Raw genomic sequence first — 17,810 nt, 5'->3', positions numbered from 1 at the left:
ATGACAGCTTTTTACCAAGATAAAAACGTCCTCTTAGCCGTAACGGGCGGCGTCGCAGCCTATAAGGCAGCCGAATTAACGCGGCTATTGATTAAGGCTGGGGCGAACGTCAAAGTGGTGATGACTGATGCGGCTCAAGAATTTTTACCGGCTAAGACTTTGGCGGTGCTTTCGACGCGTCCCGTTTTGACTGATGCAAGTTGGCAAGGCCCTAGCAGCGCTGTTGACCACGTTCACTTAGCGAAGTGGGCTGACTTGATTGTGCTGGCACCTTTGACGGCCAATACCCTGGCTAAATTAGCTTCGGGACTTGCCGACAACGTGTTAACGGCAACGGTCATGGCTAGCGCAGCCCATAAGGTGGCTGTACCCGCGATGAATGACGTGATGTGGAGTAATCCCGCGGTGCAGCGAAATGTTGACCAACTAAAGCAAGACGGTTTTGACTTTATCGGACCGGCTAGTGGTTTCTTGGCCGAAGGCTATGAAGCCAAGGGCAGAATGGTGGAACCAGCTGAAATCGTGAAGGCCGTTGCTGATTTACACTCTGACGACTTCCAAGATGCTGTTTTTGAGGAAAAGCCCCTAGCCGGCAAAAAAGTTGTGATTACCGCGGGTGGAACGCGGGAACCAATTGATCCGGTGCGCTATTTGACCAATAAGTCTTCTGGTAAAATGGGTTATGCCCTAGCCGAAGCGGCCCGCGCAGCTGGTGCGACCGTCACATTGGTGGCGGCCACCTCACGGCAGGTAAGCTCAGCCATTCAGGTTATTTTGGTTGGTGACACGAGAGAGATGTTGGCAGCCGTTCAAAAAGAAATGGCCACAGCTGATGTTTACATCGGCGCTGCAGCGGTATCTGATTTCCGAGTGGCTGAAGTAGCTGATCACAAGGTCAAGAAGCATGGTGATGAGCACATGATTTTAGATTTGGTGCAAAATCCCGACATCTTAAAGACCGTTGGTGAGACGAAAAAGCCGGGACAGGTCGTCGTTGGCTTTGCGGCCGAGACTGAAAATCTGGTCGAAAATGCCCAGGCTAAATTAGTCAAAAAGCATGCCGATTTGATTGTGGCCAATAATGTTTTGGAGGCAGGCGCTGGCTTCAATAAGGACACAAACAAGGTGACGTTGGTCACCGCTGACCAGGAGCCAATCCAGGTAGCGGCCAAATTGAAGACAGAAGTTGCCGAAGACATTATCGCCTTGGTAGCTGATTTACTAACATCTTAAAACTTTATGGTATAATAGTGACCTATATGAAAGTAAGCAGGAGGCTGTGATGAGCAAGGAAGACGAAAAGCAAGAATCCAAGTATCACGTGGGGGATGAGTTGCTCGCCCCAGCATACGGGAACCTTGAAAACCCCTTTACCGGTAAGGTTGAAAAGGTTTACGAAAATGCATTGTTGGTCGAAATCATCGAAAATGATCCAGCCGACCAACCAGCCGTCAATGAAATGAACCACCGCGCTGTTGTTCGAATGGCCGATGTGGAAGTCATCAAGGCAGCACCCCAGGACGAAAAGTCTGAATAAGACATCCTGGTTGTAATTGAAAAAGATAGAAGGCAGGTGCCCAGCTTTGCAGTGACCTTAACGTTAGTGTGAGTTAAGGGCTGGCCCTGGCCCGCGCGGCTTTTTCTGCTCAAAATTTGATAACAAAGTGGCCAGCATGGCTATTAGAGTGGTACCGCGGGCAGGGCTCGTCTCTTTGGTTAATAAGAGACGAGTCCTCTTTTGCAAGATAGTGAAATTTTTAATAAAAGGATAATACAATGGCAACGAATCAAGCAGTGACTTCCGCCTTACAGGCGGTCCTACCTGACATGACAGCTGAAGAAATCGCAAGCAAGGTGGAAGCGCCCAAGGATACTAAGATGGGTGACTTGGCCTTTCCAACTTTTACTTTGGCAAAGGTCTTAAAGAAGGCCCCACAGCAAATTGCGGCCGACCTTGTCGAACAAATCGACCAAAGTGGCTTTGAAAAGGTTGTCGCAACTGGCCCTTACATCAACTTCTTCTTGGATAAGAAGGCGATGACACAAGAGACATTGACCGCTGTTTTGACTGCTGGCGACCAATACGGAAAGAATGACCGAGGTCAGGGGCGAAACATCGCTTTGGATATGTCATCACCAAACATTGCTAAGCCAATGTCAATGGGACACTTGCGTTCAACAGTGATTGGCAATGCTTTGGCGAACTTAGCTGAAGAAAATGGTTACCAGCCAGTTAAAATTAATCATCTTGGTGACTGGGGAACCCAGTTTGGTAAGCTGATTTACGCTTATAAGACATGGGGATCGGAAGAAGAAGTTAAGGCCGACCCAATTGCTACTCTTTTGAAGTACTATGTGGAATTCCACGATAAGGCGAAGGAAGACCCATCATTGGATGATGAGGGTCGTGCTTGGTTTAAAAAGCTTGAAGATGGCGACCCAGAGGCGAAGCGCTTATGGGCCTGGTTCCGTGAGGAATCATTGAAGGAATTTACGGAAATTTATGACCGTTTGGGTATCGAATTTGATTCCTTTAATGGGGAAGCTTTCTACAATGACAAGATGGATAAGGTTGTTGATATGTTGGAAGCAAAGAACCTCTTGCAGGAATCACAAGGGGCGCAAATCGTTGACTTGTCCTCAATCAATGAGAACTTGACCCCAGCGATGATTAAGCGAACTGATGGTGCTACTTTGTACATGACTCGTGATTTGGCAGCGGCCATTTACCGTAAGGAAACTTATGATTTTGCGAAGTCTTTGTATGTCGTTGGTGGCGAACAGCGTGAGCACTTTGTCCAGTTGAAGGCTGTTTTGACTTTGCTTGGCCTACCATGGGCAGATGATGTTGAACACATTTCCTTTGGTTTGATTACCTTTAACGGTAAGAAGATGTCAACTCGTAAGGGTGACGTTGTCTTGCTAAAGGATGTTTTGGATGATGCCCACGAGCTTGCTCTTTCACAAATTAACGAAAAAAATCCTGATTTGGCCAATAAAGACCAGGTTGCCGAAGAAGTCGGTGCTGGAGCGGTGGTCTTCCACGATTTGATGAATGACCGGACCAACAACTTTGACTTTAACCTTGGTGAAGTCGTTCGCTTTGAAGGGGATACCGGACCATACGTGCAGTATACGAATGCACGGGCCCAATCAATCCTCCGGAAGGCTGGCGTTGCCGTTGACGAAGGACAAATCAGCCTTGATGATCCGCAAACATGGGACATTGTCACGACTTTGGCGAACTTCCCTGATACTGTTGCGCGGGCCTTTGACCACCGCGAACCATCAGTGATTGCTAAATATGCATTAACGCTGGCTCGCTCGTTCAATAAGTACTATGCTAATTCTAAGATTTTGGCAGAAGATGAAAACTTGAATGGTCGTCTCGCTTTGGTTAAGGCCGTATCCACGACTTTGACAATTGCACTCTCAATTCTTGGTGTGCAAGCACCAAAGGAAATGTAAAAACTCTTTTTATCGGTGACCACCTGTGCGTTATGCGGCAGGCATGAGCCCTGTTGGTTAAAGGAAAACGGATGAAAGCAAAATTTTCACTTAAAAATACAGCCTTTTGGAAACGAACGGCCCCGACTTGGAACCGCTATCAAATCGGTCGACTTCTGATTCTGATTTTTATGTCGCTGTTCTTAGTGACCTCAGTCTACTTAGTGACGATGGCCAAGACGACGCATGTACAAAAGCTAGAATCATCACTGTCACAAACGACGAATATCTACGATAGTTCGAATAACTACGCTGGGTCGTTGTACTCGCAAAAGGGTACGTATGTTAAATATGATCAGATTTCACAGAACATGCGCGATGCCGTTTTGTCGATTGAAGATCGTAACTTTTATAAGGAACACGGGTTCTCCGTTTCTGGCCTTGGTCGAGCAGCATACTTGTTTGTTCGTAACCGCTTGACCGGTTCACATGTCATCTCTGGTGGTGGGTCAACGATCACTCAGCAACTGGTAAAAAATGCCTATTTGACTCAAGAGCAAACCTTCACTCGAAAGGCCAAAGAAATTTTCTTGTCCATGCAAGTTGAACAGGTTTATTCGAAAAATCAGATTTTGACGATGTACCTGAATAATGCATGGTTTGGTCATGGTGTTTGGGGGGTTGAAGATGCTTCAGAGAAGTACTTCGGTGTTCACGCCAAGGACTTGACAACCGAACAGGCAGCTACTTTGGCCGGTATGCTGACGAATCCATCTGGCTTTAACCCAATCGATAATCCAGATCGATCGAAGGCTCGAAGAAATTTGGTTTTGCAGACAATGTATGAAAACAAGAAGTTGACTAAGGAGCAGGAAAAGGCTGCCCAGGCAACTGACATTGTGCTGCATGACAACTATACGGGTGATGAGTCGTATCATTATCCATGGTTCTTTGATGCCGTGATTAACGAAGCCGTCAATAAGTATGGTTTGGACGAAAAAGACATCATGAACCGGGGGTATAAAATCTATACAACCCTGAACCAAAAAGACCAGGAAAACATGCAAAACGATTTCCAAAAGAGTAGTCTCTTTGGAAATCAGTCACAGTCACAGGCGGCTTCGATTGTCTTAGATGCTAAGACAGGTGGTGTTCGAGCCGTTATTGGTGGCCGTGAAACCCAACATACTTTCCGTGGCTTTAACCGTGCCACTCAGTCACAATTGCAGCCCGGATCCATTATTAAGCCTTTGGTTGTTTACGCGCCAGCATTGGAAGCTGGTTACAGTATTAATACCAAGTTACCTAATAAGAAGATGACTTTTGGTACGAATAATTATTCGCCAAATAATGCGCTGAATGTCGAAACGGCCGATGTACCAATGTACGTGGCCTTAGAGCATTCTTACAATATTCCAGCTGTTTATTTGCTGAATAAGTTAGGTGTAAATGTTGGTTGGGACTCTGGTAAGAAGTTTGGCTTGCCACTGGTTGATGCAGATAAAAACTATGCTTTGGCCCTTGGTGGTTTGACGACTGGTGTGTCACCATCTCAAATGGCGTCCGCCTATACGGCTTTTGCAAACGGTGGAACGATGTCACAAGCCCACTATATTACCAAAATTGTTGATTCTTCTGGCAAGGTGATTGTGGCTCAGCCAAAGGTAACTCAAAAGCAAGTGATTTCAAAATCAGTTGCGGATAATATGACAAAAATGATGCTTGGTACCTATACCAGCGGAACTGGAACGGGTGCAGCACCATCTGGTTATAAGATTGCCGGTAAAACTGGAACTACTGAAAATCCTAATGATTCAAACAATGCGAACTCCTCAAAGGATTCATGGGCTGTGGCTTATACCAAGGATATCGTTCAAGTTTCTTGGGAAGGTTTGGAAGGCGACAATACAAGTTCTCTACCAATCGGCTTGATGGGGACAATTGGTTACTTCGTGAAGACTTCATTGGGTCAAATTTTACCAAATACGACAGGTGATAACTTTAGTGTTTCAGACGCTAGTCAAACGAACACTAGCAATACTAATACTTCATCATCTTCATCATCAAATTGGTTCACGAACGCAGCAAATAACTTTAGTAACGGTGTGAATACCACAGTTGCTGGTGCGGCTAAAGTATGGGATACTATTACAGGAGCATTTAAATAGAAATTATTAGTGATTTCACTACTCCGATTTGCATTTGAAAGGGATAATAATGACAGTTAACATTTACGATAACGCAAACGAAATGGCTAAGGTTTTGGTCGAAACTGATCAATATAAGTCATGGCAAACTGCCTTTGACGCAGTTCAAGGCGATGATGCTGCGAAGGATTTGTTTAAGCAATTCCAGGCAATCCAAATGACTGTGCAACAAATGATGCAAGCACAGCAACAACCTACTCCTGACCAAGAAAAGGAATGGGATGCTGTCGCTAAGCAAGTCCAAGAAAACGACAAGATTAAGGACTTGATGGCCGCAGAACAGATTTTGAACACGTTGTTGGGTGAAATCAACGAAATCGTTACAAAGCCTGTGTCTGAGTCATACGCCAAAGTACAACAAGCTTAATTTGTTCGAATAAATCAGAAAAAGGCTGAATGGTTTAACCGTTCGGCCTTTTTCTATTAGAAGCCAAACTTACCAAAGGTTTTGGCTTCTTTTTTGTGTGATTTGCAAACCTTAACCGTCTAATTTAACCGAGGGCAAAAAAAAGCAAGACCATCGTGGTGCAATGGTCTTGCCTAAACTAATTTTGATTTAAAAGATGTTGTGATAAATGGCTTTGACCGCGTTATCAACGTCCTTGGATTCGACACCAAGCATAATTGAAATTTCAGAAGCACCTTGGTTCACCATCTGCAACGAAATACCGGCGTCCTTTAGTGGTGTAACGATTTCGGTAAAGGCACCAACACGGTTAATCATTCCTTGACCGACAACCATGATAATGGCAAAGTCATCATGCCAAGCCATTGTATCGGGGGACAATTCACGCTCAATATCTGTTTGGATTTGTTCGATTTGTTCCTTATTGAGGCTCTTTTTGTTGAAGATAATCGTTAAATCATCAATTCCAGAAGGCATGTGTTCGTAAGGAACGCCATGCCGGTCTAAAATTTTTAGAATGCGCATGGTAAAGCCGATTTCCTTGTTTAACAGGTATCGGTGCAGGTAAAGGGCACAGAAATTGTCTGAAGCGGCAATTCCTGTTACACGGCGTTCCGGTTTATTTTGTTCGGCTGGGCCAATCCAAGTACCAGGAGCAGTTGGGTCATTGGTATTTTTGACGTTAATTGGTACCTGAGCTTGAATAGCTGGGATAATGGCTTCATCGTGGAAGACGGCAAAGCCAGCGTAGGATAATTCTCGCATTTCACTATAAGACATGTTCTTAATAGCTGCTGGGTGGCTGACCAACCGGGGGTTGACGGCGTAAATAGCAGAGACGTCTGTAAAGTTTTCATAGACTTCTGCCATTAAGCCGCGAGCTAAAATCGCACCGGTGATGTCGGAACCACCACGAGAAAAGGTAACCATCTCGCCACGGTCATTGTAACCAAAGAAACCGGGGAAAATATAACGGGTATCATCTTTGATTTCAAAGGCACCAAGGTCTCGATAAGTGGCTTCTTCATTTAGAGTTGCGGTTGTCGCATCGGTTTCCATATGAAGCTGTTTTGGATCGACGAAGACTGCCTTTTCACCTTTAGCTTGCAGAATCAAGGCTAGTAATTGCGCGTTTAAATACTCGCCATGGGCGGCAAAGGCAGCTCGCAAATAAGAGTAGGAGCGATAATGATGATTTGCCAATTGATCAAGTTGGTCAGGAATCGTTTGGAAAACCTCCTGGTCGAGGTTAAAGTGGTCGGCAATGGTCTGATAGCGTTCCTTTAACGCTAAGACCGTTTCAGTAGCATCCTCATCGTTGATAGTTTCGTTGGCATAGCGAATCAAGAGGTCGGTAACCTTGATTGGAAATTCTTTTGCCTTACCAGGGGCGGAGGTCACAACGACCTGACGGCCTTCATCCTGATTTAAAATATCGATGACGCGTTCAAACTGGGCTCCAGTTGCTAAAGAGGAACCGCCGAATTTTGTTACTTTCATAATACTGCCGGTAAGAAACCGGCACTCCTTTCATAAATCAAAACAGAATGTGTGCCTTTAGTCCAATGAACCTGTGAGGGTGGCACCGGTGTGTTGGACAGCTAAAATGGTTGCTGTGCCATTCAGCTTGAGACCATTAATGGCTTCAAGTAACTGGTCAGCGTTTTCTTGCTCAACAAGTGAGACAACTGTCGGTCCAGCTCCCGACAGGTATGTTCCCGCTAAGCCAAGGCTGTGTGCTAAAGCACGAATTTGTAAAAATTCCGGTGCCAAATCAGCCCGGTAGGGCTCATGCATTTGATCTTCTTCTACCAAATTCATCAACCGCTTTTGGTCACCTAAGTAGCAAGCAGCAACCAAGTTCGCCAGGTGTTGGCTTTGGTGAACAGCTGTTTTGAGTGGTAAGGTCGCAGGCAAAGCTGCTCTTGCTTCTGCCGTTTTTAATGGGTAGTCTGGGATGAAGGTTACCGCTACTAAGTTTTTGGGCAGTGGAAGGGCAGTGGCATTTACACCGGCTTGCTCATCGTCCGTTAATTGTAGGCTACCTAAAATAGTTGGCGCTACATTATCAGGGTGGCCTTCAAGGGCTGCTGCTTCTTGCAGAATCTGATTGCGATCAATCGTTTGATCGACTAAGTAGTGCCCCAAGAAAAGGCCGGCCACTAATGCTGATGAGGAAGATCCAAGACCACGAGCCAGTGGAATGTCACTTTTAACGATTAGTTGGTGAGGTGTAATATCTGGATCAACGAGTCGAGCAGTTTGAACAATGAGATTGGTTTCATCGTTTGGAATATCTGCGCCAAATGGGTGATCCACTTGCCAAGTATCAGTTTTTGGACCAACGGTTACGGTTAAATTAAGGTTTAATGCAAGTCCAAGACAATCAAAGCCAAGACCAAGATTGGCAGAACTTGCGGGTACAGTGATGGTTAGCATGGATAAATCACAAACTCCTTTGCTAATGTCCGATTAGTTGTTAAGGCGTCAAGAAGGGCGTCATGCTGATCTTTGGACATTTCTTTGGTATAAAGGACGAGCTGAGAACCAAGCCGGTTATTTTCGTGGCTGGCTTGACGAACAATCAATGAACGGAGTTCGTCCTTGGTGTCTTGGCTAACATTGTTTGCACCAGTTGTATTCAGAATCCAGCAATAGGCTTGAGCTCGTTCGCCAGCTAATGTCATTTCCCTTTCTGGCAACGGTTGCTTAGCGTCCTTTGGTGCCGTTGCGGCAGCCAAAATATCGGCTAAGACGGCTTGGGCCGTTGGGCGTGCACCAGCCCCAGGGCCATAGAAAAGCGTTTGACCGAGGTTATCACTGTTCACTGCAATAGCATTATTCTCATTGTGGACCTGTGACAGAGGCGATTGTGGTAGTACAACCTGGGGAGCAGCGATAACGGCCACTGAATCGGCACTGATTTGATCGATGCGGAAAAGAAGCTTGAGTTGGCCACCAAGTGTTTTAACGGCAGCGATGTCCTCATCCGTAATCTTTTGAATACCGGTAATTTGAATGTCCTTTAATCCGGCCTCCAATCCAAAGACCAGACGGGCCAAGATAATGGCCTTGTAAGCGGCATCGTAGCCAGCGACATCATTTGTGGGATCCGCTTCGGCAAAGCCAAGGTCTTGTGCTTGCTTTAAGGCCTTTTCGTAGGATAGATCATTATCGGCCATTTGAGTTAACATGTAGTTGGTTGTACCATTCACAATCCCCGCTAATGAGCGAATGGTATCGGTACGGAAATATTCGCGTAGCGTACCGATAATTGGAATTCCACCGGCAACGGCTGCTTCATATAAGAGGGGCACCTGCGCTTTGTTTGCTAAGTCAAGGAGCTCTTCTCCAGCGGTCGCAATCAGGTCCTTATTGGCCGTAATAACCGGCTTTTTACTTGCCAAAGCGGACTTAATCCAGTTTTTAGCGGAGCCAGTACCACCGGCAACTTCGACAACCAAATCAATTTCTGGATCATCTAAGATGTCCTTTGGGTCGGTGGTCAGTTGGATGGTGGAGCTTAAACCAGGGCGGTCCTTGGTTAAAGAAGAGACCATCGCGGTTTTTACGGTCAGGTCTAAACCAGTATTTTCACTGATTTTTTCTTTTTGTTCCTCTAAGATGGTTAACAAGCCCATCCCAACTGTTCCTAAGCCAAAAAGGCCAATCTTAACTTCCATGATGACTCCTTCTATCGTTTTTTACTGTCAAGTAAGGATAATTTCCTATTAACTTTACCATTTTCCCGCCTAAAAAGGAATGTTTTTGTTATAATATCATTAGAAATCAATGAGATTGAAGGAGTACGTCATGGAATATGTCTCGACCCGGGGAGAAGCCCCTGCTGTTTCTGCCGCCCAGGCCATCCTCCAGGGCTTAGCACCGGATGGTGGTTTGTACGTGCCAAATCAGTGGCCGACTTTGAACTTGGATTTAAAGACCATTGGTCAACAATCCTACCAGGATTTGGCGACTGAAATTTTTGCTGCTTTTTTGCCAGATTTTACAAAAGCAGAGATTCAAGCCGTTGTACAGGCAGCTTATGGTAGCCAATGGGATACCGATAAAATTGTGCCGGTCAAAGATGCTGGGAACAATTTGCACTATTTGGAGCTTTTTCATGGTCCGACATTGGCCTTCAAAGATATTGCCCTTCAGGCCCTGCCTCACTTAGTGATTGCGGCGGCTAAGAAGGAAGGCCTTGATAAGGAGATTGCCATCTTAACGGCGACCTCCGGTGATACTGGTACGGCAGCGATGGCTGGATTTGCAGATGTACCTGGTACAAAAATTGCAGTTTTGTACCCACAAGTCGGAGTTTCGGACATTCAGCGTCAGCAGATGGTTTCTGAACCTGGAAAGAACACTTATGTTTACGGGATAGAGGGCAATTTTGATGATGCTCAGCAGGCGGTTAAGCGCCTTTTGGGTGATTTAGATTTTGCTGCTTTCTTAAAGGAAGAAGATATTCAAATTTCTTCAGCGAACTCAATTAATATCGGTCGTTTGGTTCCACAAATCGTCTATTATTTTTACGGTTATGGCCAATTGGTTGAAAAAGGTCAGATTAAGCCTGGTGAAGAAATTGACGTGCTTGTCCCAACTGGTAACTTCGGGAACATGTTAGCAGCTTATTATGCTAGTCAAATTGGTTTGCCGGTGGCTGATTTTACGGTCGCTTCGAACGAAAATCATGTTTTAACAGAATTATTCCAAACAGGGGTATATAATAAAAACCGTGACTTCAAGGTGACGAACGCACCGGCTATGGATATTTTGGTGTCGTCAAACTTAGAGCGCCTGTTGTACTTTGCTGGCGGGCAGGATGCTGATTTGATCAAAAAAGATATGGCAGACTTGCGAAGTCAAGGCCAGTATCAATTGGCAGAAAAAACGAGATCTGGTTTAGCGAAGTTTTCTGCTGGTTGGACCAATCAAGAACAGGTAGAAGAAACGATACGAAAGACGTTCCTTTCTTCTGGTTATTTGATTGATCCTCATACGGCTGTAGCCGTTTATCAATACAACGACGATGGTCATCAAACCCTTTTGGCCGCAACTGCTAGCCCCTATAAGTTCCCACAAACGGTTCTTGAGGCACTTGGCGAAGAAGTTGTTGGTGGTGAAGGGGGCTTGACTGCTTTGGCAGTAGCAACCAAAACACAAGTTCCTGACCAAGTGAAGGATTTGTTCCAGCGACCTGTTCGTCATCGGACGTTTATCCAGGCAGCTGATATTCAAAAGCAGATTGAAAGCGCCTTGAAGACAGACTGATTTTCTTCTGTTGTTTATTATGTCATTTAAAAAGAAAGAGAGAATTTTTTTATGGTAGCAAAGACAGCCTATAATGTAGCAGTGCTCGGTGCAACGGGTGCTGTTGGACGTCGAATTTTGGACCAGTTGGCCCAGTCAACAATTCCGGTTGGTGAAGTCAAGGCCTTAGCTTCTGCTCGTTCAGCCGGTCAAAAAATCAGCTTTAAGGACCAAGAATTAACGGTCGAAGAAGCAACTGAAGATTCCTTTGCAGGTGTTGATATTGTTTTGGCCTCAGCCGGTGGATCTACCTCAAAGGCTTTGGCTCCGGCTGCCGTTAAGGCTGGTGCTGTTGTGGTCGATAACTCTTCATACTGGCGAATGAACGATCAGGTGCCATTGGTTGTGCCTGAAGTTAACGCCGCTGCTCTAAAGGATCATCAAGGAATCATTGCCAATCCTAATTGCTCAACGACGCAATTGGTGATGGCGCTTGACCCAGTTTACCGAGAATTCGGCTTGAACCAGGTGATTATTTCCACTTATCAAGCGGCTTCTGGTGCTGGAAAGGCAGCGATGGACGAAGTTTTGGCTGAAGCTCAGGCGCGTTTGTTGGGTGACGACATGGCAGAATTGGCCCATGTCCTGCCGGTGAAGGGTGATAAAAAGCATTTTCCATTAGCCTTTAACTTGTTGCCACAGATTGATGTCTTCGAAGAAGAAGGTTACACACACGAAGAATACAAGATGATCCACGAAACGAAGAAGATTATCTTGGGTGACAAGAATGCTAAGGCCATCAAAGTGACTGGTACGGCTGTTCGTGTGCCAGTCATGATTGGTCACGGTGAAAGTGTTTATATCGATACTGGCGATGAGAAGGTCACAACTGATCAGATTCGTCAGGCAATCGGTGCCGTTGATAATGTGATTATTGAGGATGACCCAGCTACACAAACTTACCCACAACCTCTTTTGGCTGAAGGTAAGCGTGAAACATTTGTGGGCCGCATTCGTCCTGATTTGGAAAATCCGGGTGCCTTCCACTTGTGGGTTGTTTCAGACAACTTGCTGAAGGGTGCTGCCTGGAACACGGTTGAAATTGCCCAAACACTGGTTGAAATGGACTTGGTTCGCGTACCAGCTGACTCAACTTTTGCATAAATAGTTTTGAAAAAGCCACCAACGAACGAATTGGTGGCTTTTTTAGTGTTCTTATTTTGCTAATAAAAAAGGCCCTACTACAAAAATGTAGTAGGGCCTTTAGGCAAGTTTGTTTTTAGTAAATCGCGTCGCGGTAAAGGGAAACAACTTTTCCCAAAATGGAAACAGATTCCAAGATGATGGGAGCCATTGTATCGTTTTCTGGCTGAAGGCGGTAGTGACCACCTTCTTGGAAGAAACGCTTAACCGTGGCTTCGTTGTCCTCGTTCATGGCCACAACGATATCGCCGTTGTCGGCATTTTGTTGACGACGGACGATTACTTTGTCGCCATCCAAAATACCGATGTTAATCATGGATTCACCACGAACATTCAGCATAAAGAGGTCACCATCATAGGGAATCAGATTTTCTGGAATGGGGAAGAACTCGGTTGCTTCTTGTTCGACGGCTAAAATCGGTTGACCGGCTGTTACCAGTCCTAAGACCGGAATCTTACCGGAAGTGGCCGAAATGCCAAGGATTTCAAAGCCGGCTGGTGTTACTTCAATAGCACGTGCCTTGGTCCCTTCTCCTTTTTTCTCGAGGTAGCCATTTTTAATCAAACGGGCAATGTGACCGTGGATGGTTGAAGAAGAAGATAGGCCGACTGCTTCACCAATTTCCCGAATGGTGGGTGGGAAACCGTTTTTACCTTGATAGTCATGAATAAATCTCAAGACTTGAATTTGTTTTGAATCAGAACTTGCCATATGTACTTTCCTACCTGTATTTACTACGTTTATCTTAGCGAATTTTAACCTGAAAAGCAAACAAATGTTCGCGAAAAAACCTTAAGAAATATTAAATTTTATTACAAAATGGGGATTAAATTTAAAATAGTGGATAAAGAAACATTTTGTTCAAGTTATCGACCTGTTTTCCACTGTTTTTGTAAAAAGATACTGTCTTGCTTGCCTTTATGCTATAATATCTTATAGATTTTCGTAGTTAAAGGAGACCAATAATGGTTGTATTAGTTGGAATTTTGGCTTTGGTCGTTGGTTTGGTTGGGGGATTTTTCTTGGCCCGCTTTACGATGAAGTCATACTTGGCAAAGAACCCACCCATTTCAGAAGAAATGATGAAGTCCATGATGATGTCAATGGGCCAGAAGCCATCACAAAAGAAGTTGAATCAGATGATGGCTCAAATGAAGGCACAAAACGCCAAAGCACAAAAAAAATAAGCCAAGCGGCTTATTTTTTTTGTGCTTTTGGATCGATGTAAACCCAGTTGGGATCGATTTCTTTGTCCAAGGCATCAAAGGATTCTTGAATCTTCTGATTGTATTCGGCAATTTTTTCGTCCGTCAAGCGGGCCTTAGGGTCAATCACAATTGGTTCACCAAAATTAATTGTGGTATTATTGCGTTTAAATAGGTGTGAAAACTTCACGGGACCTTGATAAACTGCTGGAACAATCGGCTTCTTTGAAAGCTTGGCAATCAGGATTGATCCTGATTTTAACTTTTGAGAATGTCGTGATCCAGTTGGAAACATGATGAGTGAGCGATTGCCGTTCTTTAACTCGTTGACGGGATATTTGATAGTATCGGTACCGACATTGCGCCGATCAACTGGAAAGGCCCCCAAAGTGGTAATCAAGGCGCGCAAAGCAGGATTTTTGAAAAGCTCCTTCTTGGCCATAAAGATGAAGCGCTTTGGATAGGCCGCCATGGCATACCAAACGGGATCCCACCAAGAACGGTGTGGTCCGACCAAAACGTAGTTTTCGTTTTTTGGTAGGCGCTCCTTGTGAAGATAGGTAACGCGACCATTAATAATGGCCACAAAGGTCACTGTAAAGACCCGGATAAAGCGATAGAATAACATCTGCTTGTCCCTTTCTAATTGACTTAACAGAATAATTTTACTTACTTTAAAGAAAGATTGCAACAGACTATGGAAGCAGAAGAATTACGAGCAGGTGAACGACTCGACGGCTTGCCATCACAACAGATTCAAATTATCCAAAATCCAGATATGTTCTCTTACTCGTTGGATGCAGTATTGTTGGCATATTTTGCTAAACCCAAACAAAAGGGGCGAGGACTATCGGTCGACTTAGGGGCAGGAACGGGAGCGATTGGCCTCTTTTATGCCGCCAAGGTCACTGGCCAGGTAAAACTAGTCGAGCTGCAGCAAGACTTAGCGGAAATGGCACAACGCTCGGTTGTTTTAAACCACTTGGAAGACCGCGTGAGTGTGATTCAGTCCGATATGCAGGAAATTTTTGCGGATATTAAGCCTGGTTCAGTGGACACTGTTTTGTCCAATCCACCTTATTTTTCCGTGAATGAAAAGACAAAGCAAAACCTTGATGAGCACTACCAGCTGGCCCGGCATGAAATCGCCATCGATTTGCCTCGTTTAGCGCAAGTTGCCAATAAGTTGTTAAAGAATAACGGTAAATTTTATTTGGTTCATCGACCAGACCGGTTGGAGGACATTATGTCTGCCCTTTCTGCCCGAAAATTAGCGGTCAAACGGATTCAGTTTGTATATGGCAAGGCCGACCGCGAGGCAAACATGGTCTTGGTAGAAGCGATTAAGGCGGGGAAGCCGGGTGGTGTTCGGATTTTGCCACCAATTATTGCCTATACAGCAAACGACGAATACACGCCCCAGGTCCAAGAAATTTTGTACGGGCAACCTTGGCAGTTGTAAGCCAATTATTGGTGGTTACGCGAGGAGGGGATTTTGATAACCTTCGAGGAGGGAGATGGGAATCATGACGGATGTTCATGACAAAACTTATGATTTTTATGTGCTCTACACGGCAGACGGCTATTTCTATGGTGGCTTTTCCGATGATGCCCACCGCCGTTTTTTAGTCCATCAGGCGGGGAAGGGAGCTAAATTTACTCGAGTGAAGTCCAGACATCCATTACAGCTGATTTACCAAGAAACATTTGCTAATAAGCACGATGCCCTTTCGGCCGAGGCTAAATTTAAGCACCTGAGCCGCCCACAAAAAGAAGCCTTTCTAATAGAACGAGAAGTAGATTCGACAATTTGGCAAAAATAGGTAGAGGGACTTTATGAGACCCTTAATTCATGATAAAATGGGATAAATCATTTGAATTGAAGGTGGCAAATAATGATTACTACTTTTGAATTAAACAATATTATTGGGCGCCAAGTGTCTTTTAAAGACTGTGACCCAAGAGAGAAGTTAGTGAAGGTTATTGGCAATTTTTATCACTATGATTTAGCTTCAGGGACTAATGTGGTCCCAGAAGAAACCTATGTGATTAAGCGTGCCGAGGGGAACGTCTTAATCCTCCAGAAAAAGTAAGGACGGTATTTATGTCGATTTTGGTGATTGTCATCATTGTTGTGAGCGTTTTGGCCCTGGTTTCCTTTAAGATTGTGCCACAAAATAGTGTTGGCCTTTTGGAAACGTTGGGTAAGTATTCTTCGACAAGGCAGACAGGTTTGAATTTCCGTTTGCCTTTGGTACAAAAAATCAGGACTGTTTCCTTGGCCTTGCAGCCATTGAAGTTGGCTGGTTATTCAGTTATTACCAAGGATAACGCTGATATTGGGGCTACGGTGACGCTGAACTTCCATATCACAGACCCTGTGAAATATTCATATGAAAACACGAATTCGATTGAATCGATGCAACAATTGGTTCGAGGCCACTTGCGCGACATCATTGGCCGGATGGAATTGAATGAGGCCCTGGGGTCAACGAGTCAAATCAATAAGGATTTGGCCGAGGCAATCGGTGATTTAACGAATACCTATGGTATTAACGTTGATCGGATTAATATTGATGAATTGAAGCCCAGTGCAGCTATCCAGTCTTCAATGGATACGCAACTGAAGGCAGATCGAGAACGAGTGGCAGCTATTTCGCAAGCGGAAGGTGAGGCCAAGTCCATCGAACTGCGCGCAAAGGCTAATAACGAGGCTTTGATTGCCACTGCTAAGGCCAACGCCGAGGCGACGCGAACAAAGGCGGATGCCGAAAGTTACCGGATTGATAAAGTTCAGGCCGCTTTGAAGAACGCGGACCAAAACTATTTCAATAACCAGTCGATTAATGCTTTCGAGACTTTGGCTAAGTCAGATGCCAACTTGATTGTCACGAATGGTGCGGATTTGGACCAAACTGGGCAAAGTGCTGTTTTGGCCAAAACTTTGGGTCAAGAATTAGCTAAAGAACAAGATTAAGAATATTTGCCAGCCAGTTATGGCTGGCTTTTTCTTTGGACTGATTTTCACTAGTTAAAAATCAGAAAAATCCTTGCTTTTCGGTCAAAACCTTAGTAAACTAATATCTGTTGTGAATACAACGAAAATACACACGGTAAACGAGAACGTGCAGGTGCAAGTGATTCATCATTTGTCAGCACGGACCAAGAATTTACCGGAGGTTAAACCTAGGAGGCCACTATGGCAGTTATTACAATGAAGGAACTCCTCGAAGCAGGGGTTCACTTTGGACACCAAACTCGTCGTTGGAACCCAAAGATGGCACCATACATCTTTACGGAACGTAACGGCATTCACATCATCGACTTGCAAAAGACTGTTAAGTTGATTGACGAAGCTTACAACTTTATTCGTAACGCTTCAGCTGATGGCGCTAACATCTTGTTTGTTGGTACTAAGAAGCAAGCATCTGATGCAATCGCTGAAGAAGCAACGCGTGCGGGTCAATTCTACATCAACCACCGTTGGTTGGGTGGAACTTTGACTAACTGGAACACAATCAAGACACGTGTTCAACGTTTGAAGGACTTGAAGGCAATGGCCGAAGACGGTACTTTCGAACAACTTCCTAAGAAGGAAGTTGTCTTGTTGAACAAGCAACGTGAAAAGTTGGAAAAGTTCTTGGGTGGAATCGAAGACATGCAAGACTTGCCAGATGTTTTGTTTGTTGTTGATCCTAAGAAGGAAGAAATCGCCGTTAAGGAAGCCAACATGCTCAACATTCCTGTTGTTGCTATGATTGACACAAACGCCGATCCTGACGATGTTGATGTTAAGATTCCTGCAAACGATGACGCTATCCGTGCCATCCGTTTGATCACTGCTAAGATGGCTGATGCCGTTATCGAAGGCCGTCAAGGTCAAGACAACGCTGCTGAAGATGCTTTCATCGAAGGTGACGAAAACACGGAATCAATCGAAGAAATCACAACAATCGTTGAAAAAGACAACTAAGTTGAAATTAGTTTATTGATTTGCCGTTCCGGTGGACCTGCTTGGGACGCTGAACGGCTTTTTTTATGCTATACTAGAGACTGTTAAAAGACAATAAAGAAGCTAAAGGAGC

18 protein-coding genes are annotated in these 17,810 nt (G+C 44.8%); 13 read left to right on the top strand and 5 right to left on the bottom strand.

The window, feature by feature from the left end; all coding sequences use genetic code 11:
• The 5 genes from coaBC to AOQ32_RS02340 all read left to right on the top strand — a co-directional run bounded on the left by coaBC (nt 1) and on the right by AOQ32_RS02340 (nt 6,021).
• Nucleotides 1–1,233 carry a bifunctional phosphopantothenoylcysteine decarboxylase/phosphopantothenate--cysteine ligase CoaBC gene (gene coaBC / locus AOQ32_RS02360; RefSeq protein ID WP_059393418.1) on the top strand — a complete coding sequence of 411 codons (1,233 nt, stop codon included), beginning with the start codon at nt 1–3 and terminating at the stop codon, nt 1,231–1,233.
• 49 nt (nt 1,234–1,282) lie between these two features.
• Complete coding sequence (locus AOQ32_RS02355; RefSeq protein ID WP_059393417.1) at nt 1,283–1,537, top strand: hypothetical protein; 255 nt, start codon at nt 1,283–1,285, stop codon at nt 1,535–1,537.
• 239 nt (nt 1,538–1,776) lie between these two features.
• Nucleotides 1,777–3,468, top strand: coding sequence for an arginine--tRNA ligase (gene argS, locus AOQ32_RS02350; RefSeq protein WP_059393416.1), 1,692 nt, complete (start codon nt 1,777–1,779; stop codon nt 3,466–3,468).
• A gap of 71 nt (nt 3,469–3,539) precedes the next feature.
• Entirely contained in the window at nt 3,540–5,615 is a 2,076-nt protein-coding gene (locus AOQ32_RS02345; RefSeq protein WP_059393415.1) for a PBP1A family penicillin-binding protein, read from the top strand.
• A 49-nt stretch (nt 5,616–5,664) separates the two neighbouring features.
• Nucleotides 5,665–6,021 (top strand): YlbF family regulator, encoded by a 357-nt coding sequence (locus AOQ32_RS02340; RefSeq protein WP_059393414.1) that lies wholly within the window; start codon nt 5,665–5,667, stop codon nt 6,019–6,021.
• Nucleotides 6,022–6,210: 189 nt separating this feature from the next.
• On the opposite strand, the gene AOQ32_RS02335 is transcribed toward AOQ32_RS02340, so the two are convergent.
• From AOQ32_RS02335 to AOQ32_RS02325, 3 genes are read right to left on the bottom strand one after another with little or no spacing between them, the layout of a single operon-like run.
• Entirely contained in the window at nt 6,211–7,560 is a 1,350-nt protein-coding gene (locus AOQ32_RS02335) for an aspartate kinase (RefSeq protein WP_059393413.1), read from the bottom strand.
• Between the two features lie 57 nt (nt 7,561–7,617).
• A complete protein-coding gene (gene thrB, locus AOQ32_RS02330; RefSeq protein ID WP_059393412.1) occupies nt 7,618–8,499 on the bottom strand; it encodes a homoserine kinase in 882 nt (293 codons plus the stop codon).
• The gene (locus AOQ32_RS02325) at nt 8,493–9,743 is read right to left on the bottom strand and encodes a homoserine dehydrogenase (RefSeq protein WP_059393411.1); all 1,251 of its coding nucleotides are present in this window, start codon (nt 9,741–9,743) and stop codon (nt 8,493–8,495) included. Before AOQ32_RS02325 ends, thrB begins: the two co-directional genes overlap by 7 nt.
• A gap of 130 nt (nt 9,744–9,873) precedes the next feature.
• On the opposite strand from AOQ32_RS02325, the gene thrC reads away from it, so the two are divergent.
• Nucleotides 9,874–11,337, top strand: a complete 1,464-nt coding sequence (gene thrC / locus AOQ32_RS02320; protein WP_059393410.1) for a threonine synthase — start codon at nt 9,874–9,876, stop codon at nt 11,335–11,337.
• A 51-nt stretch (nt 11,338–11,388) separates the two neighbouring features.
• Entirely contained in the window at nt 11,389–12,480 is a 1,092-nt protein-coding gene (locus AOQ32_RS02315; protein WP_059393409.1) for an aspartate-semialdehyde dehydrogenase, read from the top strand.
• 115 nt (nt 12,481–12,595) lie between these two features.
• On the opposite strand, the gene lexA is transcribed toward AOQ32_RS02315, so the two are convergent.
• Entirely contained in the window at nt 12,596–13,231 is a 636-nt protein-coding gene (gene lexA, locus AOQ32_RS02310; protein ID WP_059393408.1) for a transcriptional repressor LexA, read from the bottom strand.
• Between the two features lie 254 nt (nt 13,232–13,485).
• On the opposite strand from lexA, the gene AOQ32_RS02305 reads away from it, so the two are divergent.
• Nucleotides 13,486–13,707 (top strand): YneF family protein, encoded by a 222-nt coding sequence (locus AOQ32_RS02305; RefSeq protein WP_047974479.1) that lies wholly within the window; start codon nt 13,486–13,488, stop codon nt 13,705–13,707.
• A 10-nt stretch (nt 13,708–13,717) separates the two neighbouring features.
• Here the strand turns inward: AOQ32_RS02305 and AOQ32_RS02300 are convergent, their stop codons facing one another.
• Nucleotides 13,718–14,353, bottom strand: a complete 636-nt coding sequence (locus tag AOQ32_RS02300; RefSeq protein ID WP_059393407.1) for a lysophospholipid acyltransferase family protein — start codon at nt 14,351–14,353, stop codon at nt 13,718–13,720.
• Between the two features lie 69 nt (nt 14,354–14,422).
• Between AOQ32_RS02300 and AOQ32_RS02295 the strand changes: the two genes are divergently transcribed.
• From AOQ32_RS02295 to rpsB, 5 genes are all read left to right on the top strand, one after another.
• Entirely contained in the window at nt 14,423–15,187 is a 765-nt protein-coding gene (locus AOQ32_RS02295) for a tRNA1(Val) (adenine(37)-N6)-methyltransferase (RefSeq protein WP_059393406.1), read from the top strand.
• Between the two features lie 64 nt (nt 15,188–15,251).
• The gene (locus AOQ32_RS02290) at nt 15,252–15,548 is read left to right on the top strand and encodes a GIY-YIG nuclease family protein (RefSeq protein ID WP_059393435.1); all 297 of its coding nucleotides are present in this window, start codon (nt 15,252–15,254) and stop codon (nt 15,546–15,548) included.
• Between the two features lie 72 nt (nt 15,549–15,620).
• On the top strand, nt 15,621–15,818 hold the full coding sequence (locus AOQ32_RS02285; protein WP_047974476.1) for a hypothetical protein: 198 nt from the start codon (nt 15,621–15,623) through the stop codon (nt 15,816–15,818).
• A 56-nt stretch (nt 15,819–15,874) separates the two neighbouring features.
• A complete protein-coding gene (locus AOQ32_RS02280) occupies nt 15,875–16,702 on the top strand; it encodes an SPFH domain-containing protein (protein WP_059393434.1) in 828 nt (275 codons plus the stop codon).
• 222 nt (nt 16,703–16,924) lie between these two features.
• Nucleotides 16,925–17,698, top strand: a complete 774-nt coding sequence (rpsB, locus tag AOQ32_RS02275; RefSeq protein WP_047974475.1) for a 30S ribosomal protein S2 — start codon at nt 16,925–16,927, stop codon at nt 17,696–17,698.
• Nucleotides 17,699–17,810 lie beyond the last annotated feature (112 nt).

The organism is Fructobacillus tropaeoli (genome assembly GCF_001047135.2).
GTDB lineage: Bacteria > Bacillota > Bacilli > Lactobacillales > Lactobacillaceae > Fructobacillus > Fructobacillus tropaeoli.
Note: the sequence above shows the minus strand (reverse complement) of the source record. Positions and strands in the feature narration are given on the sequence as shown.

What these genes read in the sequence shown, in the direction of transcription:
- thrC (WP_059393410.1), top strand. Translation starts at nt 9,874, where the DNA reads ATGGAATATGTCTCGACCCGGGGAGAAGCCCCTGCTGTTTCTGCCGCC.
- AOQ32_RS02300 (WP_059393407.1), bottom strand. Translation starts at nt 14,353, where the DNA reads ATGTTATTCTATCGCTTTATCCGGGTCTTTACAGTGACCTTTGTGGCC.
- AOQ32_RS02355 (WP_059393417.1), top strand. Translation starts at nt 1,283, where the DNA reads ATGAGCAAGGAAGACGAAAAGCAAGAATCCAAGTATCACGTGGGGGAT.
- AOQ32_RS02335 (WP_059393413.1), bottom strand. Translation starts at nt 7,560, where the DNA reads ATGAAAGTAACAAAATTCGGCGGTTCCTCTTTAGCAACTGGAGCCCAG.
- argS (WP_059393416.1), top strand. Translation starts at nt 1,777, where the DNA reads ATGGCAACGAATCAAGCAGTGACTTCCGCCTTACAGGCGGTCCTACCT.
- AOQ32_RS02285 (WP_047974476.1), top strand. Translation starts at nt 15,621, where the DNA reads ATGATTACTACTTTTGAATTAAACAATATTATTGGGCGCCAAGTGTCT.
- AOQ32_RS02305 (WP_047974479.1), top strand. Translation starts at nt 13,486, where the DNA reads ATGGTTGTATTAGTTGGAATTTTGGCTTTGGTCGTTGGTTTGGTTGGG.
- coaBC (WP_059393418.1), top strand. Translation starts at nt 1, where the DNA reads ATGACAGCTTTTTACCAAGATAAAAACGTCCTCTTAGCCGTAACGGGC.
- lexA (WP_059393408.1), bottom strand. Translation starts at nt 13,231, where the DNA reads ATGGCAAGTTCTGATTCAAAACAAATTCAAGTCTTGAGATTTATTCAT.
- AOQ32_RS02295 (WP_059393406.1), top strand. Translation starts at nt 14,423, where the DNA reads ATGGAAGCAGAAGAATTACGAGCAGGTGAACGACTCGACGGCTTGCCA.
- AOQ32_RS02325 (WP_059393411.1), bottom strand. Translation starts at nt 9,743, where the DNA reads ATGGAAGTTAAGATTGGCCTTTTTGGCTTAGGAACAGTTGGGATGGGC.
- AOQ32_RS02315 (WP_059393409.1), top strand. Translation starts at nt 11,389, where the DNA reads ATGGTAGCAAAGACAGCCTATAATGTAGCAGTGCTCGGTGCAACGGGT.
- rpsB (WP_047974475.1), top strand. Translation starts at nt 16,925, where the DNA reads ATGGCAGTTATTACAATGAAGGAACTCCTCGAAGCAGGGGTTCACTTT.
- thrB (WP_059393412.1), bottom strand. Translation starts at nt 8,499, where the DNA reads ATGCTAACCATCACTGTACCCGCAAGTTCTGCCAATCTTGGTCTTGGC.
- AOQ32_RS02345 (WP_059393415.1), top strand. Translation starts at nt 3,540, where the DNA reads ATGAAAGCAAAATTTTCACTTAAAAATACAGCCTTTTGGAAACGAACG.
- AOQ32_RS02340 (WP_059393414.1), top strand. Translation starts at nt 5,665, where the DNA reads ATGACAGTTAACATTTACGATAACGCAAACGAAATGGCTAAGGTTTTG.
- AOQ32_RS02290 (WP_059393435.1), top strand. Translation starts at nt 15,252, where the DNA reads ATGACGGATGTTCATGACAAAACTTATGATTTTTATGTGCTCTACACG.